This is a genomic window from Myxococcales bacterium (assembly GCA_016717005.1).
Classification (GTDB): domain Bacteria; phylum Myxococcota_A; class Polyangia; order Haliangiales; family Haliangiaceae; genus UBA2376.
In genome coordinates, this window is the sequence record JADJUF010000039.1 from 100,057 (window position 1) to 121,841 (window position 21,785).

The 21,785-nt window shown below is 73.8% G+C and carries 16 protein-coding genes and 1 pseudogene; 11 read left to right on the forward strand and 6 right to left on the reverse strand.

Annotation, left to right across the window (positions count from 1 at the left end):
* Positions 1-1,628: 1,628 nt before the first annotated feature.
* Complete coding sequence (locus IPL61_31445; protein ID MBK9035716.1) at positions 1,629-1,853, reverse strand: ferrous iron transport protein A; 225 nt, start codon at positions 1,851-1,853, stop codon at positions 1,629-1,631.
* A 120-nt stretch (positions 1,854-1,973) separates the two neighbouring features.
* Between IPL61_31445 and IPL61_31450 the strand changes: the two genes are divergently transcribed.
* Positions 1,974-2,519, forward strand: a complete 546-nt coding sequence (locus tag IPL61_31450; GenBank protein MBK9035717.1) for an HNH endonuclease — start codon at positions 1,974-1,976, stop codon at positions 2,517-2,519.
* Between the two features lie 89 nt (positions 2,520-2,608).
* Here the strand turns inward: IPL61_31450 and IPL61_31455 are convergent, their stop codons facing one another.
* Positions 2,609-3,778 carry a hypothetical protein gene (locus tag IPL61_31455; protein MBK9035718.1) on the reverse strand — a complete coding sequence of 390 codons (1,170 nt, stop codon included), beginning with the start codon at positions 3,776-3,778 and terminating at the stop codon, positions 2,609-2,611.
* Entirely contained in the window at positions 3,778-5,241 is a 1,464-nt protein-coding gene (locus IPL61_31460; GenBank protein MBK9035719.1) for a hypothetical protein, read from the reverse strand. Before IPL61_31460 ends, IPL61_31455 begins: the two co-directional genes overlap by 1 nt.
* On the opposite strand from IPL61_31460, the gene IPL61_31465 reads away from it, so the two are divergent.
* A complete protein-coding gene (locus IPL61_31465) occupies positions 5,180-5,647 on the forward strand; it encodes a low molecular weight phosphotyrosine protein phosphatase (GenBank protein ID MBK9035720.1) in 468 nt (155 codons plus the stop codon). The genes IPL61_31460 and IPL61_31465 overlap by 62 nt on opposite strands.
* Here IPL61_31465 and IPL61_31470 read toward each other — a convergent pair.
* Positions 5,640-5,981: a DUF3060 domain-containing protein gene (locus tag IPL61_31470; protein MBK9035721.1), complete on the reverse strand. Its 342-nt coding sequence runs from the start codon at positions 5,979-5,981 to the stop codon at positions 5,640-5,642. The genes IPL61_31465 and IPL61_31470 overlap by 8 nt on opposite strands.
* Before the next feature lie 130 nt (positions 5,982-6,111).
* Between IPL61_31470 and IPL61_31475 the strand changes: the two genes are divergently transcribed.
* The 6 genes and pseudogenes from IPL61_31475 (at position 6,112) to IPL61_31500 (ending at position 16,999) form a co-directional block, all read left to right on the forward strand.
* The gene (locus tag IPL61_31475) at positions 6,112-7,746 is read left to right on the forward strand and encodes an acyl-CoA/acyl-ACP dehydrogenase (GenBank protein MBK9035722.1); all 1,635 of its coding nucleotides are present in this window, start codon (positions 6,112-6,114) and stop codon (positions 7,744-7,746) included.
* A gap of 146 nt (positions 7,747-7,892) precedes the next feature.
* A complete protein-coding gene (locus IPL61_31480) occupies positions 7,893-9,146 on the forward strand; it encodes a HAMP domain-containing histidine kinase (GenBank protein ID MBK9035723.1) in 1,254 nt (417 codons plus the stop codon).
* Positions 9,146-10,494: pseudogene (locus IPL61_31485) on the forward strand (sigma-54-dependent Fis family transcriptional regulator). Before IPL61_31480 ends, IPL61_31485 begins: the two are co-directional and overlap by 1 nt.
* 413 nt (positions 10,495-10,907) lie before the next feature.
* Positions 10,908-13,634, forward strand: coding sequence for a hypothetical protein (locus IPL61_31490; GenBank protein MBK9035724.1), 2,727 nt, complete (start codon positions 10,908-10,910; stop codon positions 13,632-13,634).
* The gene (locus tag IPL61_31495) at positions 13,631-16,102 is read left to right on the forward strand and encodes a hypothetical protein (GenBank protein MBK9035725.1); all 2,472 of its coding nucleotides are present in this window, start codon (positions 13,631-13,633) and stop codon (positions 16,100-16,102) included. The genes IPL61_31490 and IPL61_31495 overlap by 4 nt, the downstream gene beginning before the upstream one ends.
* Positions 16,103-16,354: 252 nt before the next feature.
* Positions 16,355-16,999: a hypothetical protein gene (locus IPL61_31500; protein ID MBK9035726.1), complete on the forward strand. Its 645-nt coding sequence runs from the start codon at positions 16,355-16,357 to the stop codon at positions 16,997-16,999.
* A gap of 396 nt (positions 17,000-17,395) precedes the next feature.
* Here IPL61_31500 and IPL61_31505 read toward each other — a convergent pair whose 3' ends face one another.
* Entirely contained in the window at positions 17,396-18,001 is a 606-nt protein-coding gene (locus IPL61_31505; protein MBK9035727.1) for a 2-hydroxychromene-2-carboxylate isomerase, read from the reverse strand.
* Between the two features lie 153 nt (positions 18,002-18,154).
* On the opposite strand from IPL61_31505, the gene IPL61_31510 reads away from it, so the two are divergent.
* Positions 18,155-19,006 carry a hypothetical protein gene (locus tag IPL61_31510; protein ID MBK9035728.1) on the forward strand — a complete coding sequence of 284 codons (852 nt, stop codon included), beginning with the start codon at positions 18,155-18,157 and terminating at the stop codon, positions 19,004-19,006.
* 8 nt (positions 19,007-19,014) lie between these two features.
* Here IPL61_31510 and IPL61_31515 read toward each other — a convergent pair whose 3' ends face one another.
* On the reverse strand, positions 19,015-19,692 hold the full coding sequence (locus IPL61_31515) for a hypothetical protein (protein MBK9035729.1): 678 nt from the start codon (positions 19,690-19,692) through the stop codon (positions 19,015-19,017).
* Between the two features lie 112 nt (positions 19,693-19,804).
* Here IPL61_31515 and IPL61_31520 point away from each other — a divergent pair, with 112 nt between their 5' ends.
* Both IPL61_31520 and IPL61_31525 read left to right on the forward strand, forming a co-directional pair.
* Entirely contained in the window at positions 19,805-21,037 is a 1,233-nt protein-coding gene (locus IPL61_31520; GenBank protein MBK9035730.1) for an LL-diaminopimelate aminotransferase, read from the forward strand.
* 4 nt (positions 21,038-21,041) lie between these two features.
* Positions 21,042-21,767, forward strand: coding sequence for a metallophosphoesterase family protein (locus tag IPL61_31525; protein MBK9035731.1), 726 nt, complete (start codon positions 21,042-21,044; stop codon positions 21,765-21,767).
* Positions 21,768-21,785: the final 18 nt, after the last annotated feature.

Genomic DNA, 21,785 nt, shown 5'->3' on the forward strand with positions numbered 1-21,785 from the left:
GGGCGCGGTCGCCGGCAGCTCGCGCGGGAAGTACAGCAGCGCCCACAGCGCCACGGTGCACGCCAGGATCACCGTGCCGGCCTCGCGCAGGAACGCCCAGGTCTTGGTGCCCATCATCCGCACGACGTCGCGCAGCCGCGGCGCCCGGTACGGCGGCAGCTCGATCACGAACGGCAGGCGCTTGGCCCGCAGCGGCTTGACCACCCGCGACAGCACCCAGGCCGCGGCCAGGGACGTCAGCACGCTGAACGCGTACATCGCCACCAGCAGCAGGCCCTTGGTCGACAGCCCGCCCAGGGTCTGGCTCGGGAACAGGGCCGCGATCACCAGCGTGTAGACCGGCAGGCGGGCCGAGCAGGTCATCAGCGGGATCACCAGCATCGTCAGGATGCGGTCGCGCTGCCGCTCCATCGTGCGCGTCGCCATGACCGCGGGCACCGCGCACGCGAACCCCGACAGCATCGGCACGAACGCGCGGCCGTGCAGGTTCATCGACCGCATGATCCGATCCATCAGGTACGCGACCCGGGCCAGGTAGCCGAAGTCCTCGAGCAGACCGAGGAAGAAGAACAGGAGCAGGATCTGCGGCAAGAACACGACGACCGAGCCGACGCCGCCGATCAGGCCGTCGACGACGAAGTCCTCGATCGCGCCGTCGGGCAGGATCGCGCGCGCCTGCCCGCCGACCCACGCGAACACGGCCTCGACCAGCGCGATCGCCGGCTCCGACCACGCGAACAGCGACATGAACAGCACGAACATGACCGCGGCGAAGATGACCAGGCCGAGGCCGCGGTGCAGCAGCACGCGATCGACCCGCGCGGTCCGTCGGCGATCGACCTTGGCCTTCATCAGGCCGGCGACGCGCGCGTCGAGCCAGCGGTACCGCCCGGTCACGGCCTCGTCGTCGATGCTGGCGTCGGGCGCGGCCGCCGCGACCGCGGCCCGCACCGTCGCCGGCATGTTGGCCAGCTCGTCGTCGCCGACGCACTGCAGCGCCCACAGCGCCAGCCCGTCGGACGCGGGCCAGGCGGCCGGCAGCGCCGCGCGCACGGCCGCGATCTGCGCCGCCAGCGCGGCCGACGGCTGCCACCGCCACACCGGCGCGGGCGTCGAGCGATCGGCGACCGCCGTCACGATCGCGGTCGCTAGCCGGTCGGCGCCGACGCCGGTGCGACCGACCACCGGGATCACCGCGCAGCCGAGCGCGCGCGACAGGTCGCCGGCGTCGGGCGCGGCCGCGCCGGCCTCGTCGGCCATCGTCAACGCCACGACGCACCGCACGCCCAGCTCCTGGAGCTGGACCAGCAAGTACAGGCTGCGCACCAGCTGGGTGGCGTCGACGCACACCACCACCGCCGCCGGGGGCGCGCCGGCGGTCAGCCCGAGGGCGACGTCGAGCGCGATCTGCTCGTCGGCCGAGCGGGCCACCAGGCTGTAGGCCCCGGGCACGTCGATCAGCTCGATCTCGGGGTGGCCGCGCAGGGCCGCGGCGCGGCGCTCGACGGTGACGCCCGGGTAGTTGCCGACCTTGGCGCTGCCGCCGGTCAACCGATTCCACACCGAGGTCTTGCCGGTGTTGGGGTTGCCCAGGAGCGCCACCTGGCGCCGCGGTGTCGGGGCGTCGGTCATCGGCGCACGTGGATCTGCGCCGCCTCGTCGCGGCGGATCGACAGGCGGCCGCCGCGGACCTCGATCTCGAGCGGATCGCCCAGCGGCGCGACGTTGGTGATCGCCACCTGGGTGCCCGGGCACAGGCCCAGCTCGAGCAGGCGCCGCCGGAAGCCGCGCTCGCCGTCGACCGCGACGATGGCGACCTGGGCGTGGCGTTCGACCTCGGCCAGCGTGAGCATCGCCGGAGGTCTAGCAAAACTGAAAGTCGTTTTCAAGTTCACTGACCGAGGCCGATCGTCGCGGGCCCGGTCTGGAGGTCCGCACCGCGCTGGCGGACCTCGATGCTATGGTCTCGGGGCATGGACGGTGCGACGGCCCAAACCGCGACGCTCCTCCTTTCACAGAGCTACGAGCCGATCAAGGTCATCTCGTGGCAGCGGGCGATCACGCTCTTGTTCCTCGGCAAGGTCGAGGTGATCGAGGAGTACGCCGCCGACGTCCGGTCGGTGTCGTTCATCATCAAGATCCCGGCGGTGGTGCGGCTGTTGCGGGCCTTCCGCCGCCACCACAAGCCGGTGAAGTTCTCGCGCGTCAACATCTACGCCCGGGACAGCTACACCTGCCAGTACTGTGGCGTGCGCCTGAGCGTGGCCGAGCTGACCTACGACCACGTCACGCCGCGGTCCCAGGGCGGCACGACCGACTGGACCAACATCGTGACCTGCTGCCACGAGTGCAACCGCACCAAGGGCGGCCGCACGCCGCGCCAGGCCGGCATGCACCTGCGCGCCCAGCCGACCCAGCCCAACTGGGTGCCGGCGGTGACGATCCGCGTCAGCCTGCGCTCGGTCCCCGACGCCTGGCGCGACTACCTGTACTGGACCGGCGAGCTCGACCGCACCTGACGCGCCGGACGGCGCGCGGCGCGGAGACTCGGCCGAAGGGTCGACGTGACTCGACCGTGACCTCGGACCGCGGAGGCCCCGCGCCTGCCTCAGTACGTGGCGACCATCGCGGTCGGGCTCACGACCCCGGTGACCTGCGCGTTGCGCGCGCGCACGACGATCCGCCCGGCCGCGCCGCCGCCGCCGCCGCCGTTGCCGTCGCCGCCGTTGTCATCGCCGGGCCCGGGCGCGGCGTCGGTGCCGCCGGCCCCGCCGCGGGCGCCGTAGCCGCTGCCGCCGCGATCACCCCCGACGGCGGCCGCGGTCCCGAGGGCGCCGTCGCCGCCGGCCCCGCCGTCGTTGAAGTCGGCGCCGCCGCCGCCGCCGCCGCCGTTGGCCGCGACCTCGCCGTCGACCACGACCTGCGGCGCCTGCAGGTAGATCGCCCCGCCGCTGCCACCGCCGCGCCCGGCGGTGTACTGGAACGCGCAGCCCTTGCCGCCGCCGCCGCCGCCGCCGCCGGCGTTGATCCCGCCGCCGGCGCGGATCTCGATCGACGCGCTCGCGTAGAGCTGCACCGCGCCGCCGCCGGCGCCCGGCGGTGGCTCGCTGCAGTCGCCGTCGCTGCTGCCGCCGCCCGAGCCGCCCAGCAACATCGTCAGGCCGGGGTCGCCGTAGGCCGGGCCGCCGCCGCCGTCGCCGTTGCCGTCGTTGCCGCCGAGGGCACCCGCGATCGCGAACCCGGCCCCGCCGCCGCCCGTGTCGAGGAACGTGCCGTGGCGTTGGCCGTCGGCGCCGCGCCCGTCGCCGCTGGCGGGCCCGCTGCCGCCGGCGCCGGCGGTGCCGCCGCGCGCGCCCACGTCGATGCGCCCGTCGACGCGGATGGTCCGCGCCAGGATCACCAGCGGCCGGCCGCCGACCGCGCGTAGCGCGCCGGTGATCGTCAGGTCGCGGACGTGCACGATCGCGAGGTCGGGGCCCCCGCCGTCCTGGGCCGCCTGCATGAGCGTCAGCCCCGGCGCCGTGCCGCTGGTGATCGCGAGCGTCGTGGTGTCGACCACGACCGTCCCGTCGATCGTCACGTCGTCGGCCCCGAGGTACTCCTGCGCCAGCGCGACGTGGTGGATGTCCTCCTGCGGCGGGGCGTCCGTCGGTGGCGGAGCGTCGTCCCCGGCGGCATCGACGGACGCCGGTCCGTCGCCGCCGGCCGTCGAGCCGGTCGGATCGAACGCGCACCCGGCCAGCGCCGCGACGACGAGGAGACGGAGCCAGCCGGCCATCAGTAGGTGGTACGCCGCGGCGCGGGGCTGGTCGTGACCAGATCCATCGCCGGCAAGGTGCCGAGGTAGCGCAGCACGATGACGCCGTCGCCGCCGCCACCGCCGCCGGTGTTGCCGTTGCTGTTGAGGTCGCCGCCGTTGCGGGCGGCCAGCCCCGCCGGCGCGCCGGCGCCGCCGTCGGTGCCGTTGGTGCCGCCGGAGCCGGAGCCGCCGGAGCCGCCGGCGACGCCGACGTTGGTGAGGCTGGCGTTCCGACCGTTGGCGCCGCGGTTGGTGCTGCCCGTCTCGTCGCCACCCGCGCCGCTGCCGCCGTTGGCCGCGAGCGTGCCCGCGCCTGTGATCGCGGGCGCCTGCAGATCGATCTGGCCGCCGGCGCCCCCGCCCGAACCACCGTTGGAGCCACCACAGCTGACGCCGTTGACGCCGCCGCCACCGCCGGCCTGGATCGCCCCGGTGACCGAGATCCCGAGGGTCGAGAACACGAACACCGCGCCGCCGCCACCGCCGCCGTTGTTCGCGGTGGTCGTGCACGGTCGCGCGCCGCGCGCGCCGCTCGAGCCGCCGCGCAGGACCGTCGGGACCCCGGGGCCGATCGCCGCGCCCGCGGTCCCGCCGCTGGCCGGCTCATTGCCGCCCGCGCTGTTGCCCCCGCGCCCGCCCGCGCCGCCGTTGCCGCCGCCGCCACCGCCGGTGTCGGTGTTGTTGTTCGTCACGCCGACCCCGCCGGCGGTGGGCCCCATGCCTCCGCCGAACCCGCCGCCGCCAGGGCGCGCGAACTCCGCGGCCGCGTCGATCGCCCCCGAGATCGACACCGCGCCGCCCGCGACGATCGCCAGCGGCCTGCTCCCACGCACCGACAGCGCGCCGGCGACGGTCAGGTTGGCGACGTGCAAGACCGCGGCGGTCCCACCCGCGGTCAGGGTGCCCGCGGTCAGCGTGACGCCGGTCGGCAACACCACGGCCGGCATGAACGTCAGGTTGTCGGTGTTGAGGACCGTGGTCGGGATCGCCAGATCGCCGGTGCCGACGGTCGCGTCGGCCGCGGCCAGGTACGCGACGACCACCGGCGGCGCGGCGTCGATGCCCGGCGCGTCGATCGTGGGCGCGTCGATCGTGGGCGCGTCGATCGTGGGCGCGTCGATCGTGGGCGCGTCGATCACCGGGGCGTCGACCATCGCGGCGTCGGTCCCGGCGTCGTCGGTCATCGCGGCGTCGATGGCGGGCCCGTCGGAGTCGGCGTCGACGGCGCCATCGAGGGCCATCCCATCCGCCGCCCCGTCGATCTGGGCCGCGCCGCTCGGCGTGAACGAGCAGGCGGCGGCGAGCCCGAAGACGAACAGGTACAGCAGTCGGCGCATCGGGGCCTCCGGGCGATATGGTACACGATCGACTGGGCCCTCCATGCGCGTGGTGTTCGTCTGCCTCGGCAACATCTGTCGCTCTCCGACGGCGGAGGCGATCATGCGACACCTGCTGCAAGCGGCGCGACGGACCGACATCACGGTCGCCAGCGCGGGCACGGGCCGCTGGCACGTCGACGAGCCGCCCGATCCGCGCGCCATCGCCACCGCCCGCCGCCGCGACGTGCCCATCGAGCACCTCGGCCAGCAGTTCACCCGCGCCGACTTCGCGAACTTCGACCTGATCCTCGCGGTCGACATCCCGGTGCAGCGGGCGCTGCAAGGCCTCGCGCCCGACGACGCGGCCCGCGGGCGCGTCCGCCTGCTGCGCAGCTTCGACCCGAGCGCCGCGCCGGGCGCCGAGGTGCCCGATCCGTACTACGGCGGTCAGGCCGCGTTCGACGAGGTCTTCGACGTGTGCGCCGCGGCGTGCCGGGGGCTGCTCGCGGCGCTGCCGCCGCCTACTTGACCCGCGCGACCTGGTTGCCGCTGCCGAGCTGCGTGATCTTGGGCGCCTTGCGGGTGTGGCCCTTCTTGTAGGTCACCTTGTTGCTGCTGCCGGTGATCGCGATCTTGTCGGCGGCGTCGATGGCGACGGTGTTGCTGCTGCCGTTGACGACGACCTTGGCGCAGCCGCCGGTGACGGTCACGACGTTGGTCGAGCCGTTGACCACGACGCGGCCACCGTCACCGCAAGCGACGGTGACGGTCTTCGCCGAGTTGTTGATCACGTGATCGGGCGCGTCGGCGAGCGCGACGGCGGGCACCAGCGCGAGGACGAGGGCGAGGGCGAACCTGGTCATGGGCATCTCCGGGCGGGATCGCGGCCACTCGACCGCTGCCCCACCGTACCTCGATCCCTGGCCGGAAGCTGACGCCGGTTCGCGATGACGGCCGCTGCCACACCGCGTCAGACCAGGTAGGCTGACGGCGATGTCGCTGCCCACCCGTGACGACGATGCCCGCGCGGTCGCCTCTGCGCTCGACCGCTACACCGGCGCGGCCCTGGCCGCGGCCATCGAGCTCACCGCGGCCGGCGAGCGCCTCGACCAGCACCAGGTCGTCGTCGAGAAGGTGGCGTCGGCCGCCACCGACGCCCGGGTCGCCCGCTCGCTGCTCGCCGCGCTGGCCGCCAACCCGACCAGCGACGACGGCTTCGCCGAGCCGGTCCGCGTGGCGATCGCCGACCTGGCCCGCAGCGCCCGCGAGCGCCTCGACCCGATCGCCGCCGAGCTCGCGTTGCCCGACCCGGCCTACGACGCCGCCGAGCGCGCCGCGATCCATCGCCTCGGCCACCAGGACGCGGTGTGCGCGATCGGCCGCGCGGTCGCCGCCAACCGCGGCAAGAACGCCTGGCCCCTCGACCCGACCCTGACCGAGGTCCGCGCCAGCGTGCGCCAGTTCTCCGATCGCGAGGTCGCGCCGCACGCCGAGCACATCCACCGCGACGACGCGCTGGTGCCCGATCGCTTCATCGCGGCGATGGCCGACCTCGGCTACTTCGGGCTGTCGGTGCCCGAGGCGTTCGGCGGCCACGAGCTCGGCAACCTGGCCATGATCCTCACCACCGAGGAGCTATCCCGCGGCTCGCTGGCCAGCGCCGGCTCGCTCATCACCCGGCCCGAGATCCTGGCCAAGGCGCTCCTGGCCGGCGGCACCGAGGCCCAGCAGCGCACCTGGTTGCCGCGGATCGCCGCCGGCGAGCACATGGTCGCGATCTCGGTGACCGAGCCCAACGTCGGCTCCGACGTCGCCGCGGTCGCGTGCCGCGCCACGCCGGCCACCGTCGACGGCGTCGCCGGCTATGCGATCACCGGCCCCAAGGCCTGGTGCACGTTCGCCGGGCGCGCCGACGTGATCGCGCTGCTGGCCCGCACCGATCCCGACCTGGCCAAGGGCGCCAAGGGCCTGTCGCTGTTCATCGTCGAGAAGCCCCGGTTCGACGGCCACGAGTTCGAGGCCCAGCAGCCCGGCGGCGGCCGGCTCACTGGCAAGGCCGACCGGACGCCCGGGTATCGCGGCATGCACTCGTTCACGCTCGCGTTCGACGACTGGTTCGTACCGGCCACCAACCTGGTCGGCGAGGACGCCGGCCTCGGGCGCGGCTTCTACCTGCAGATGGCCGGCTTCGCCGCCGGGCGCCTGCAGACCGGCGGCCGCGCGTGCGGCGTCGCCCAGGCCGCGCTCGAGCAGACCGCCGAGTACGTGACCGCGCGCAGCCAGTTCGGCCAGCCGATCATCGAGTACCCGCTGACCCAGCACCAGCTCGGGCGCATGGCGTGCCGGCTCGCCGCCGCCCGCGCGATCACGTACGAGGCCGCGATCGCGATGGACGCCGACGAGCGCGCCGCCGCGCCGCTGGCGGCCCAGGCCAAGCTGTTCGCCTGCGACGCGGCGGTCGAGATCACCCAGCTCGGCCAGGTGCTCCACGGCGGCTGGGGCTACGCCGAGGAGTACCCGATCAGCCGCTACGTGGTCGACGCGCTGGTGCTGCCGATCTTCGAGGGCGTGCGCCCGATCCTCGCGCTCAAGGTGGTCGGCCGCGCGCTGCTCGCCGGCCGGGCCTGACGCCCCGAGCCTGCGAGGTCCGCAGGACGACCTGCAACATCCGCCGAGGTGGTGTCCCGCGCGGGGCCGGAGGCGCGCCGCCGTGCACCTCCGTGGGCGCGACGCTGGCCAGGCCCTTGCTACTCCGCGGTACAGTGCGCGCCCTCGTGTCTGCTGGCTGGATCCCGCGCTGGTCGCGCATCGCCGTCGTCACCGCGATCGCGGCGATCGGCGCCGCGCTGATCGCGATCGTGTGGACGACCCACCGCAGCGTCAACGACGCCCGCGCCACGATGATCCGCGGGCTCGCGGCCGACGCCGCCGGCTCGATGCGGGCGCGCATGGTCGAGTTCGATCGCGACGACCCGGCGGCGCGGATCGCCGCGGCGTTCGAGGCCGCCGGCCCGCTCCACGTCCGCTACGTCGCCCTCTTCGAGGGCCCCCGGCTGATCGCCGACGCCGGCGCGAGCGCCAGCTCGCCGGCCGAGCTGGCCGCGTGGTTCGTCGACGCGCCGCCGGCCCAGCCGGTCGTGATCGGCGACCGCATCCGCGTCGCGTACCACCGCCTGGGCCCGCCGCCGCGGATGGGCCGCATGCCGCCGCGGGGCCCGCCCGAGCTGCTGATCGAGATCGACACCGCGCCGGTCGACCAGCTCGACACCGTCGCGACCTGGTCGCTGGCGATCGGCGTGACCGCGGCCGCGGTGCTGATGGTGCTGGCGCTGGTGCTCGTGCGCTGGTCGTTGCGGCGCGAGGCCACGGTCCGCGCCAACGAGCAGGCCCGGCACCTGGCCAACCTCGGCCAGATGTCGGCGGTGCTGGCCCACGAGATCCGCAACCCGCTGGCGTCGCTCAAGGGCAACGCCCAGCTGCTGGCGCAGTCGCTGCCCGCCGGCGAGCGCAGCCGCGCCAAGGCCGATCGCGTGGTCGACGAGGCGGTCCGGCTCGAGCACCTGACCAACGACCTGCTGGCGTTCGCGCGCTCGGGCGAGATCCGCGCGGCCCCGGCCGAGCCGGCGGCGCTGCTCCGGGCCGCGGCCGCCGACGTGGCGGCGGACCGCGTCGACGTCGTCGACGACGACGCGCCCCGGACCTGGCCGCTCGACGCCGACCGCATGCGCCAGGTGCTGGTGAACCTGCTCGAGAACGCCGCGGCGATGAGCGACGGCCGGGTGACCGCGACCGTCGCGCGCGGGCGTTTGGGGCTACGCTACGTCGTGCGCGATCACGGCCCCGGCTTCCCCGACGGCGACCTCGCCCGGATCTTCGAGCCGTTCTACACCAAGCGGACCCGCGGCACCGGCCTGGGCCTGGCGGTGTGCAAGCGCCTGGTCGAGCTCCACGGCGGCACCCTGACCGCGCGCAACGCCGTCGGCGGCGGCGCCGAGTTCACGATCGACCTGCCGCGGACGGTGGCGTGATGGCGCGGGTGCTGGTCGCCGACGACGAGCCCGGGCTGCGCGAGTTCGTCGGCGACGTGCTGCGCCTGGCCGGGCACGACGTGGTCGAGGCCGAGGACGGCCGGGTCGCGAGCCGCCACCTCGACGAGCGCGGCTTCGATCTCGTCGTCACCGATCTGAAGATGCCGCACGTCGACGGCCTCGCGCTGGTGCGCAAGGTCAAGGCCGAGCAGCCCGAGGTCGAGGTGATCGTCATGACCGCGTTCGGCGCGGTCGAGACCGCGGTCGAGGCGATGAAGCTGGGCGCGTTCGACTACCTGCAGAAGCCGCTGGGGGCCCCGACGAGCTCCGGCTCGTGGTCGAGCGCGCGCTCGAGCGCCGCCGCCTGCTCGACGCCCGCGCCGGCGTCAGCGCCGACGACAGCGTGCCGCCGCTGACCTACGGCGACCCGGCCATGACCGCGGTGGTCTCGGCCATCGACAAGGTCGCCCGCACCAACGCCAGCGTGCTGCTGCTGGGCGAGACCGGCACCGGCAAGGAGGTCGCGGCGCGCGCCATCCACGCCCGCAGCGCCCGCAGCGCCCGCCCGTTCCTCGCCGTCAACGGCGCTGCGCTGGCCGAGCACCTGCTCGAGAGCGAGCTGTTCGGCCACGAGCGCGGCGCGTTCACCGGCGCGGTCGAGCGCCGCCGGGGCAAGCTCGAGCTGGCCGACGGCGGCTCGTTCTTCCTCGACGAGGTCGGCGAGCTCCGGCTCGAGCTGCAGGCCAAGCTCTTGCGCGTCCTCCAGGAGCGCAAGTTCGAGCGCCTCGGTGGCAGCCGCAGCCTCGACGTCGACGTCCGCTGGATCGCCGCGACCAACCGCGACCTCGGCGCGATGATGGCGGCCGGGCGGTTCCGCGAGGACCTGTACCACCGGCTCGCGGTGTTCCCGATCCGGCTGCCGCCGCTGCGCGAGCGCAAGGGCGATCTGGTGCCGATGGCGCGGGCGCTGCTGGCGCGGATCGGCCCGAGCGTGCGCGGCCGGGTGCTGACCCTGGGCCCCGACGCCGAGCAGCGGCTGCTGGGCTGGCACTGGCCCGGCAACGTCCGCGAGCTGGCCAACACGCTCGAGCGCGCCGCGATCCTGTGCGAGCGCGACGTGATCGGCGCGGCCGACATCTGGCTCGAGGCCAGCGCCCCGCCGCCGGGCGCGCCCGAGCCCGCGGCCCCGGCGATCGCGGCCGCGGCCCGCCCGCTGGTCGAGCTCGAGCGCGAGGCGATCGTCGCCGCCCTGACGTCGGTGGCCGGCAACCGCCGCAAGGCGGCCGAGGTGCTCGGCATCGCCGAGCGCACGCTCTACGACAAGCTCAAGCGCTACGGCATCGACTGAGTTTCCAGGGAGGCCTGTCGCCAGGCCTCCCCTCGTCGGGGGCAAGCCCCGACGAGCCTCCCCTCCGAGACGCGAGACTCCCGGCGCCTGGACCGGTGCTCGACCGAAAAACTGACAAGCTCTAATCTGAGTTTCAGAGGGTTGATCGCCGAGCCCAGGCAGGTGCTGGGGACTCCGAGGTCCGCGGCGTCGCCAGGCCACGGCGGCACCTCGACGGGCAAGCCCCGACAGGGCCCCCTGCCACGACCACCCACGACGCGAGACGCCCGGCGCGTGCCGCTGCGTGACCGAAGAGGCTGATCCGCAGCGCGCGATACCCACGCACACCTACCTCCGGCCCTGGGGAGCCGGTGGGGTAGGTGTGATCCCGATCGAGGCGCGACCGCCGAATGATCACGATAGAATGAAAGGCTATGCAACGAGTGATCTCGTGGCGCGCCACGGCCACGTTCCTCACGCTGTGCCTGCTGGCCAAGTCGTCGTTCGCCGGCGATCCCCTCAAGCCGTACGTGTTCCTGATCGTCGACACCTCGGGGTCGATGATCGACAACGCCACCGGCTTCGGTCCGCCGAGCTGCCCGGGCTCGGTCGACACCCGCCTCGACCACGCCAAGTGCGCCATCGCCGGCATCGCCAACAGCTACGGCGACATGGTGTTCGGCCTGGGGCGGTTCCGCGAGAGCTCGACCGACACCAACCCCGCCAACGGCTGCTCGATGAGCGGCGTCGACTGCAACAACTGCTGGAACGCCGGGCTCACCGGCCCGAACTGCACGGCCGCGCTCTGGAGCGACACCCGGCTCGAGGTGCTCACCGGCATGTACGACGGCAACAACAGCGACCTGGTCACCTGGAACGACTTCACCGCCGGCACCTGCACCAGCACCAACGTCGCCCTCAACCCCGACATCTACGCCGGTGGCTGGACCCCGATCGCGGGCTCGCTCAAGGGCGCCAAGCGCTACTGGCAGGGCCTGCAGGCCACCGACGGCACCACGCTCCTGGCCTCGAGCCAGCCCGGCTTCGATCCGATCCGCAACGACCCGCTCAAGGACGTGTTCCTGCCCAGCGGCCGGCAGTGCCGCCCGTACATCGTCATCTCGCTCACCGACGGTGAGGAGAGCTGCACCCAGTTCTCGAACACGACCGCCGCGGCGGCGTCGCTGCTGACGACCACGGTCGACGCGCGCTCCTACCGCATCGAGACCAAGGCGATCGGGTTCGGCGTCACCCCCGGCGACGCGTCGATCGAGGGCATCGCCCACGCCGGCGGCGCGCCCGACGTGACCGGGGTCAACGAGGGCCTCTACGCCGCCAACGAGGAGCAGCTCCAGGTCGCGATCTCGTCGATCCTCGCCGAGGCGGTCAAGTTCGAGCTGTGCAACGACCTCGACGACGACTGCGACGTGCTGGTCGACGAGGACTTCCCGAACAAGGGCGCCGCCTGCGACAACGGCCTGGTCGGCCGCTGCCGCGGCACCGGCACCTACGTCTGCACCGCCGGCGGCGCGGGCACGATCTGCAGCATCACCTCGCCCGGCGGCACGCCGTCGACCGAGACCTGCAACAACATCGACGACGACTGCGACAACCTGATCGACGAGGGGCTGTCGTGCTCGTGCACCGGCGTCGAGATCTGCAACGGCCTCGACGACGACTGCGACAACCTGATCGACGAGGGCCTCACGCGCGGCTGCGGCACCGACGTCGGCGTGTGCTCGACCGGCACCCAGGTGTGCACCACCGGCGCCTGGGGCGCGTGCTCCGGCACCGGCCCCCAGACCGAGATCTGCGACGGCCTCGACAACGACTGCGACGGCGTGATCGACGGCCAGGTCCGCAGCTGCTCGGTCATCGTCGGCAACCCCGGCGTCGGCGTGTGCCACCCGGGCATGCAGACCTGCACCGCCGCCATGTGGGGCTCGTGCATCGGCGAGGTCGGCCCCACCGCCGAGGCCTGCGACACGATCGACAACGACTGCGACGGCACCGTCGACGAGGGCACCGGCGGCGCCGACTGCTCGAGCTCGTGCGGCGTCGGCCAGACCGTGTGCATGAACGGCGTGCTGACCTGCGAGGGCTCGGTCGGCGGCGGCCCCGAGATCTGCAACGACTTCGACGACGACTGCGACGGCACCGTCGACGAGGACGTCGCCGACATGGGCCCGTGCACGATCGCCCCCGACGGCCAGCCGCTGTGCATGCCGGGCGTGCTCCGGTGCGTCGGCGGCACGTTCGTGTGCCAGGGCGGCGAGCCCGCGATGACCGAGATCTGCGACTGCGACGACAACGACTGCGACAACCAGGTCGACGAGGGGTCGCTGTGCGGCCCCGGCGCCACCTGCACCGCGTGCCAGTGCGCGCTGCCGTGCGCCTCGGGCGAGTTCCCGTGCCCCGAGGGGCGGATGTGCGTCGACAGCTTCTGCCTGGCCGACCCCTGCTTCGGGGTCACCTGCGACCCGCTGCCCAGCGGCGATCAGACCGTCTGTGACGCCGGCACCTGCGTGCGCGCCTGCGACGCGGTCACCTGCGCCGCCGGTGAGGTCTGCGTCGGCGCGCTCGGCCAGTGCCGCCCCGACAACTGCACGACCTTCCCCGACCGGTGCAGCGCGTCCGAGCAGTGCGTCGCCGGCACCTGCGTCAGCGACCCCTGCGCCGGCGTGACCTGCGGCAGCGACCAGTACTGCCAGGCCGGCCAGTGTGTCGGCACGTGCACCGGGGTCACCTGCCCCACCGGCGAGCGCTGCGATCGCGGCATGTGCGAGACCGATCCGTGCGGCGGCCCGTGCCCCGGCAACCGGATCTGCGACGAGACCAGCGGCACCTGCGTCAACGATCCGTGCCTGGGCCAGCCGTGCCCGGTCGGCCAGGCCTGCAACTCGCAGAACGGCCAGTGCGAGCAGGATCCCTGCCTCGGCGTCACTTGCCCGAACACGGGCGAGGTCTGCGCCAACGGCACCTGCTTCACGCCGCCACCGCCGATCGACGCCGGGCCGGTCGACGAGGACCGCGTCACCACCGGCGGCGGCGGCGGCTGCCAGACCTCGGGGGACGGCGGCGCCGGCCTCGGCGTCCTGGCGCTGGCGCTGACGGCGATCCTGCGCCGACGCGCGCCGCGCACGGGCGGAGGTCGCTCGTGAGCCTGCGCCCCCACCTCCTGCTGACGCTGGCCGCCCTCGGGCTCGCGCTGACCACGACCGCCTGCGGGGTCAACGACTACTGCCTCAACTGCGCCAACGACGGCGGCGACGGCGACGCGATCATCGGCGACGCCAGCGACGGCGGCGACGGCGACGTCACGCCGTTCGACGGCTGCACCCCGACCGGCGCCGAGCTCTGCAACGGCCTCGACGACGACTGCGACCTGCGGGTCGACGAGGACGTGCCGACGGTCGGCGACGCCTGCGGCACCGACGTCGGCGAGTGCACCGCCGGCGTGATCGAGTGCGCCGCGGGCGCGCTGCGCTGCACCGGCGTCGGCGGCAGCCCCGAGACCTGCGACGACCTCGACAACAACTGCAACGGCATGACCGACGAGGGCAACCCCGGCGGCGGCGTGCCGTGCGGCAGCGACGTCGGCGAGTGCGTGGCCGGCCGGACGATGTGCACCAACGGCGCGGTCGAGTGCGTCGGCGCGATCGGCACGCCCGGCGCCGTCCCCGAGATCTGCGATGGCCGGGACAACGACTGTGACAACAACTTCGACGAGGGCCTGCCGCCCCTGGGCTCGTGCGGCACGACCGGCGTCGGCGAGTGCGCGCTCGGCGCGCTGACCTGCGTCGGCGGCACGCCGACCTGCGTCGGCGAGATCGGGCCGACCCTCGAGCTGTGCGACGCGCTCGATCAGGACTGCGACGGCAACCCGACCAACGGCTTCAACCTCAACACCGACCCGCGCAACTGCGGCACCTGCAACCGGGTCTGCAACCTGCCCCACGCCACCGAGGGCTGCGCCGGCGGCAACTGCACGGTCGCCACCTGCGACCCCGACTTCTGGAACGTCAACAACGATCCGGTCGACGGCTGCGAGTACGCCTGCCAGTTCCAGGGCAACCAGGAGGCCTGCAACCAGCGCGACGACAACTGCGACGGCGTCGTCGACGAGGGCCTGACCCCGCCGCCGATCTGCCTGACCCAGGGTGCGTGCGCCGGCACGGTCGCGACCTGCACCGCCACCGGCTGGGACTGCGCCTACGGCCCCAACGTCACGACCGACGCGGCGGGCGACATCGTCCCTGAGAATCGCTGCGACAACATCGACAACGACTGCGACGGCCGGGTCGACGAGGGCCACCCGCTCAAGGGCCAGGCCTGCGGCGACAGCGGCGTCGGCGTGTGCCAGGGCCGCGGCACGTACGTGTGCGGCGCCACCCCGACCGCGCCGGTGACCTGCAACGTCACCCAGCCCGGCGGCACCGCGTCGGCCGAGCTGTGCGACAACCTCGACAACGACTGCGACGGCGTCGTCGATGACAACCCGGCGCAGGACTGGGTGTCGATCGGCGGCGGTCGCGAGGTGATGAAGTGGGAGGCGTCGCACCCCGACGCCACCCCGACCAACCCCGGCGCGGTCACGACCAAGGTGTGCTCGAAGGGCGGCGTCCTGCCGTGGACCAGCGTGACGTACGGCGACGCGCGGGCCGCGTGCCAGGCGCTGGGCGCCGGCGTCGACCTCTGCACCGAGCAGGACTGGCACCGCGCCTGCTCGGTGGTCACCAAGTCGACCTTCCCGCTGGCCGCGCCGGCCGCGGCCAGCGGCTTCGTCTTCGTCGAGGCCGAGGACTTCCTCAGCTCGACGACCGCGACCTCGACCGGCACGGGCGCCGGCCTGCACGCCTGGGTGCCCGACTCGGCCCCGTCCAACTACTCCGGCGTCTCGGCGCTGCGGGCGTCGCCGAACCTCGGCGCCAACGTGTCCCAGGGCAACGCGCCGACCCAGGCGCCGCGGCTCGACTACCAGTTCACCTTCCCGGCCACCGCCTCGGCGACGAACTATTACGTCTGGGTGCGGATGTACAGCCCGGTCGGCGCCGACGACACGATCTACCCCGGCATCAACACGACGCTGCCCGGCACCGCCGGCGCGTTGATGGTGACCGCGACCAACGGGACCTGGCAGTGGGTAGTGTCGGCGGCGTTCTCGATCCCGGCGGCGGGCGGCAACCGCTACGTGAGCCTGTGGATGCGCGAGGACGGCGTCAAGGTCGACATGGTCGCGTTGAGCCGCCAGAGCGGGACCGCGCCGACGGCCGCCGACCTGCGCGGCCACGGCGGCACCTGGTCGTACGCGTCCAACAACACGACCTATCAGCTCGGCGTCTGCAACGAGGACAACTACGACACCAACGGCGCCCTCGCCGGCGATCAGGACGACATCCTGGTCGGCGGCGACCGCGCGAGCTGCTACGCGAACTGGGGCGGCGCGAACCGCATCCAGGACATGTCCGGCAACGTCAAGGAGTGGACGATGGCGCGCATGCCCGGCATCAACCCGCTCCGCGGCGGCGCGTCGAACAACGAGGGCACCGGCATCACCTGCGACCTGGCGTTCACCTCGGCCAGCGACACGTTCTTCTTCCCGAACGTCGGGTTCCGCTGCTGCCGATGACGGCGCTGCGCTGAGCCGCCGGGCCGCGCCTCAACGACGGGCGCCTGGGCGCGGTGGCGTGGCACGCGCACCTCATGCGCGCGTCACGCTCCCAACGCCCGTTCACAGCCAATGGCCGAACCACTCGAAGATGGCGGCTAACTATCGATTGCCAAAGGGTGCGATCGTGCCCACGGTGAACGTGCCCGGAGTGGGCTCGCGCTTGCACATCACGACGCCACGACCTTACGATCTCCTACGAAGGGGTGTCCCATGAAGATCTCCACGCTCATCCTCGCCGCCACTGTCCTCGCGCCTGCCGTCGCCATCGCTCAGCCCATGGCCTCGCAGCCGCAGCCGATCGGCTACACCCCGGCCAACCCACAGCCGCCCACGGCCGGCGGGTTCCATGAGCGCGGCGGTCGGCTCACGCTCGGCTTCTCGCTCGGCCTCGGCGGTCTGAAGATCGGCGACGAGAAGGTCAACTGCGATAGCTGCGACTACGACCCGGTCGCCGGCGAGTTCGACTTCCACATCGGCGGCATGCTCAACGAGCGCCTCGCGATCCTGTTCGAGGCCCAGGGCAACGCCCAGACCGTGGCCGAGAACGGCAACGGCGCCACCAGCCTGGTCCAGGCCAGCGCGATGGTCGCGATCCAGTACTGGCTCACGCCGCAGCTATGGATCAAGGGCGGCCTCGGCGGCGCCAACCTCGGCTACAGCTACGACGACGGCTACAACACCCCCGAGAGCAAGTCGGTCGCCGAGGGCGGCGCCGCGATGGGCGCGGTCGGCTACGAGCTCCTGAGCGCGCCGCGGTTCTCGATCGACGCGCAGCTCCGCATGATCGTCGGCTCGTACGACGGCGGCCAGGACGTGTCCGCGGGTTCGATCGGCGTCGGCTTCAACTGGTACTGAGTTTCCTGGGAGGCCTGTCGCCAGGCCTCCCCTCGTCGGGGCGAGCCCGACGAGCCTCCCCTCCGAGACGCGAGACTCCCGGCGCGCGGCTCGGTGCTCGACCAAGAAACTGACAAGCTCTGAGTTTCCTGGGAGGCCTGTCGCCAGGTCGCCAGGCCTCCCCTCGTCGGGGCAAGCCCGACGAGCCTCCCCTCCGAGACGCGAGACTCCCGGCGCGCGGCTCGGTGCTCGACCAAAAAACTGACAAGCTCTGAGTTTCCTGGGAGGCCTGTCGCCAGGCCTCCCCTCGTCGGGGCAAGCCCGACGAGCCTCCCCTCCGAGACGCGAGACTCCCGGCGCGCGGCTCGGTGCTCGACCGAAACTTGCGCGCGCTGGCGAGGGCGGCGGCGGCGACGTTCACGCGGTGCGGGCGAGGTGCTGCTCGAGCAACGGCAAGCGGTCGTTGCCCCAGAACAGCAGGTCGCCGACGAACATCGCCGGGGCGCCGAACGCGCCGCGGCGGACCGCCTCATCGGTGGTCGCCCGCAGCAGCTCCTTGGTTTCGGGCGCGTCGATCGCCGCCAGGATCGCGTCGGCGTCGAGCCCGGCCGCGCCGGCCGCGGCCGCGATCACCGGATCGGTCGTGACGTCCTGGTCCTCGGCCCAGTAGGCCCGGAACAGCGCCAGCGCGAACGCGGGCAGCGCCGACGCTCCGGCCAGGCGCTCGGCGGCGGCGAGCGCGCGCTGGGTCCGCAGCGTGATCATCGGGAACCGGCTCGGCACCCGGAACGGGACGCCGTAGTGGTGCGCCCACAGGGTCATGTCGTGGACCATCCAGCGGGCCTTGGCCGGGACCCGGATCGGCAGGTCGTTGCCCGCGGCCTTGAACACCCCGCCGAGGAGGAACGGCCGGAACCGCACCGGCACGCCGGTCCGCGCCGCCACCGCCGCCATCTGGGTCGCCGCCAGGTAGCTGTACGACGAGCCGATGTCGAAGAAGAACTCGATCTCGCGGGCGGTCATCGGGCGACGATACACGCTGGTGTCGCGAGCGCTCCGACCGGTGACGGTTCATCACCCGCGCCGCCGGGCGCGGTGAAGCCTCGCCGGCGATGCGCGCCCGGGGCGTCGACGGGCGGCTCGACGCGCGGCACGCGAGTTGCTCGAGGTCGGACCATGCGTCCGGTCGCCGTCGTCGCGTTGCTCGCCTCGCTGTCGGGTTGCCTCTACTCACGCAACGCGCTGGAGCGCCACGGCGACGGCTACCGAAACTACCCGGCGACCGTCGCGGCCGAGCAGGCCCGTCGCCACGATCGCCGACGCCTCGCGCTGCTCGGCGGACCGCTCGAGGTGATCGTCGGCGCCGGGCTCGCGGCGCTGGTGCTGTACGCGCCGATCAAGAACACGTCCGACTCCGAGTCGGTGACCGACCAGCTCGGCGACGCCGGCAAGGAGCTCGCCGGGCGCGCGCTCCTGGGCACGGTCGGCCTGGCCGTCGCGATGTCGGGCGTCGGTGATCTGGTGCTGGGCGCCACCGACGGCCTGTTCGCCAGCCCGATCGTCCGCGACGGCGCCCTGGTGCCGGCCGATCAGATCGACGCGCTCGCCCCGGCCCCGGGGCCGCGGCTGACCTTCCACGGCGTCCAGCTCGTCAGCGATCGTGAGATCGGCACGGGCCTCGGCCTGGGCGTCGCGCTGTGGCCGACCGCGCGCCTGCGCGCGCGCGCCGCCGTCACAGGTGAGCTGACCCTGGGCTGGCGCGACCGCAGCACCCACGGGGGCCTGGTCGGCGAGCTCGCGCTCGAGCGCGCGTTCGGACGCGAGCGGGTCGGCCTGTACCCGCGGGCCGCGCTCGGTGCCTACGTCGCCGGCGGCTGGAGCCGCGCCGACGCCGACCGCCCGGTCGTCCGCGCCGGCCTGCTCGGCACCGTGCGCGCGATGCAGCTCCGGCTCGGCGCCGGCTACCAGCCCGGTGATCGACGACCGTCGATCGAGTTCGCGATCCAGCGCGAGCTGCGCGTCGATTGAGGACGGGGTCAGCGCGGGGCGGTGGCGGGCTCGCACGCCGTCGCGATCAGCCGCGGCGCGCCGACGGTGCCCGCGATCCGCAGCCGGCGCCAGCCGTCGGCGTCGGCGGACGCGGCCAGGGCGACGACGGTCTGCAGGCCCGGATCGCGCGCCGCGAGCGCGGCGGTCGGGCGGAAGCGCACGCAGCCGTCGAGGACGCTCGCGGTCGGCGCGCGCGCGAGCCGGACCTCGAGCCCGACCGTGGCCTCGAGATCCGGCGACGCCAGGGCCCACCGCGTGATCCGGACGACGCCGGCGCGGACCTCCACCTCGGCCTCCAGGCCGTCGAGGTCGAGGTGCGAGAACTCGACGTCGCCGAGCCCGGTGCGCAGCCGCGTGCGATCGTCGCCGAGCCGACAGCGGCCCACGCACCGCACCGCCGCGCGGCCGGAGGTGTTGGCCACGTCGGGGCGCAGGAGGCTCAGCGGGATCGTGACGACGGCGTCGAGCTCGATCGTGCCGGTCAGGGGCAGGCCGAGCGGCGCGTCGATCGGCAGCTGGTCGAGCTCGAGGCGGTGGTGGACCGCCAGCAGCTGGGCCGAGGTGGGGCCGACGTGGACGATGCTCTCGATCGGGCCGGACGTCGCGGTCGGTCGATCCGACCCCGAACAGGCCACCAGCCACACCAGGACGACGGCCGCGCGCACGCGCACGGGATGCCACGGCGAGGATCCACGCGCAACCGATCCCGCAGCCGACCGGCCGCGCGCGGCGGGTCGATTGAGCCCGGCGCCGCCACGCGTGTATGGTCGCGCCTCGATGCGCGCCAACCCGAACTTCCAGAAGCTCCCGGCCGGCTACCTGTTCCCCGAGATCGGTCGACGCGTGCGCGCGTTCACGGCCGCGCACCCCGACGCCGCGGTGATCCGCCTCGGCATCGGCGACGTGACCGAGCCGCTGGCACCCGCGATCGTCGCGGCGATGCACGCCGCGGTCGACGAGATGGCGGTGCGCGCGACCTTCCGCGGCTACGGCCCCGAGCAGGGCTACGACTTCTTGCTCGACGCGATCCGCGCGCACGACTACCGCAGCCGCGGCGTCGAGATCGGCGCCGACGAGATCTTCGTGTCCGACGGCTCCAAGTGCGACAGCGGCAACCTGCAGGAGCTGTTCGCGGCCGACGCGGTGATCGCGATCGCCGACCCGGTCTACCCGGTCTACGTCGACTCCAACGTCATGGCCGGCCGCACCGGCGCGCCCGGCCCCGACGGCCGGTTCCCGGGCCTGGTGTACCTGCCGTCGACCGCGGCCACCGGCTTCGTGCCGGCGCCGCCCGACCGCGGCGGCATCGACGTGGTCTACCTGTGCTCGCCCAACAACCCGACCGGCGCGGTCATGACCCGGGCCCAGCTGACCGCGTGGGTCGAGTGGGCCCAGGCCCACGACGCGCTGATCGTCTTCGACGCCGCCTACGAGGCGTACATCTCCGACCCGGCGCTGCCGCGCTCGATCTTCGAGATCCCGGGCGCGCGCACCTGCGCGATCGAGCTGCGCAGCTTCTCCAAGCGCGCCGGCTTCACCGGCGTGCGCTGCGCGTTCATGGTCGTGCCCAAGGAGCTGCACGGGGTCGGCGCCGACGGCGCGCGGGTCTCGCTCAACGCCATGTGGAGCCGCCGCCACTCGACCAAGTTCAACGGCGCCAGCTACGTCGTCCAGCGCGGCGCCGCCGCGTCGTACAGCCCCGACGGCCTGGCCCAGACCATGGGCCAGGTCGGGTTCTACATGGACAACGCCCGGCTCCTGCGCGCGGGCCTGGCCGCGGCCGGCTTCGAGGTGTTCGGCGGCGAGCACGCGCCGTACATCTGGCTGGCCACGCCCGGCGGCATGAGGTCGTGGGACTTCTTCGATCAGCTGCTCGAGCGCGCCCACCTGGTCGGCACGCCCGGCTCGGGCTTCGGCCCCGCCGGCGAGGGCTACTTCCGGCTCAGCGCGTTCAACTCGCGCGCGAACGTCGAGGAGGCGGTCGCGCGGCTGCGCAAGGCGTTCGGGTGAGCGCGTGCGCGTCGCGCTGATCTCGGACCTCCACGCCAACCTGGTGGCGGTCGACGCGGTCCTGGCCGACGCCCGCCGGCGCGGGGTCGATCAGATCGTGTGCCTGGGCGACGTCGCGACGCTGGGGCCGCACCCGCGCGAGGTGCTGGCCCGGCTGCGCGACCTCGACGGCCCGACCATCCTCGCCAACCACGACGAGTTCCTGTTCCACCCGGCGCTGCTCGACCAGTACACCGAGGCGCCGATCATCCACGCCGCCGTGGCGTGGTGCCGCGACCAGCTGACCGCGGCCGAGCTCGATGAGCTGCGCGGGTTCGTGCCCGAGCGGACGATCACCGCCGGCGGCGCCAGTCTGCACCTGTTCCACGGCACGCCGCGGTCGCACATGGAGAACCTGCTCGCGACCACGCCCGGCGCCGACGTCGACGCGATGCTCGCCGGCCGCACCGCGACCGTCCTGGCCGGCGGCCACACCCACCTGCCGCTGGTCCGGCAGCACCACGCCGCGCTGATCGTCAACCCCGGCTCGGTCGGCCTGGCGATCCGCGAGTTCGTCGACGGCGGCCCGCCGCGGCTGCTCGATCACGCCCAGTACGCGATCGTCGAGCTGGCCGGCGGGCGCGCGAGCGTCACCTCGATCCAGGTCGACCTCGACCGTGCGGCGTTGCGTCGCGCCGCGACCGCGGTCGCCCACCCGCTGCGCGAGATGCTGGCGGCCGCCTACGCCTGATCGCCGGCCGCCGGGATC

Excerpts from the sequence above, each read along its gene's own strand:
- IPL61_31450 (MBK9035717.1), top strand. The coding sequence starts at position 1,974 with ATGGACGGTGCGACGGCCCAAACCGCGACGCTCCTCCTTTCACAGAGC.
- IPL61_31475 (MBK9035722.1), top strand. The coding sequence starts at position 6,112 with ATGTCGCTGCCCACCCGTGACGACGATGCCCGCGCGGTCGCCTCTGCG.
- IPL61_31470 (MBK9035721.1), bottom strand. The coding sequence starts at position 5,981 with ATGACCAGGTTCGCCCTCGCCCTCGTCCTCGCGCTGGTGCCCGCCGTC.
- IPL61_31505 (MBK9035727.1), bottom strand. The coding sequence starts at position 18,001 with ATGACCGCCCGCGAGATCGAGTTCTTCTTCGACATCGGCTCGTCGTAC.
- IPL61_31490 (MBK9035724.1), top strand. The coding sequence starts at position 10,908 with ATGCAACGAGTGATCTCGTGGCGCGCCACGGCCACGTTCCTCACGCTG.
- IPL61_31520 (MBK9035730.1), top strand. The coding sequence starts at position 19,805 with ATGCGCGCCAACCCGAACTTCCAGAAGCTCCCGGCCGGCTACCTGTTC.
- IPL61_31445 (MBK9035716.1), bottom strand. The coding sequence starts at position 1,853 with ATGCTCACGCTGGCCGAGGTCGAACGCCACGCCCAGGTCGCCATCGTC.
- IPL61_31500 (MBK9035726.1), top strand. The coding sequence starts at position 16,355 with ATGAAGATCTCCACGCTCATCCTCGCCGCCACTGTCCTCGCGCCTGCC.
- IPL61_31455 (MBK9035718.1), bottom strand. The coding sequence starts at position 3,778 with ATGGCCGGCTGGCTCCGTCTCCTCGTCGTCGCGGCGCTGGCCGGGTGC.
- IPL61_31510 (MBK9035728.1), top strand. The coding sequence starts at position 18,155 with ATGCGTCCGGTCGCCGTCGTCGCGTTGCTCGCCTCGCTGTCGGGTTGC.
- IPL61_31465 (MBK9035720.1), top strand. The coding sequence starts at position 5,180 with ATGCGCGTGGTGTTCGTCTGCCTCGGCAACATCTGTCGCTCTCCGACG.
- IPL61_31460 (MBK9035719.1), bottom strand. The coding sequence starts at position 5,241 with ATGATCGCCTCCGCCGTCGGAGAGCGACAGATGTTGCCGAGGCAGACG.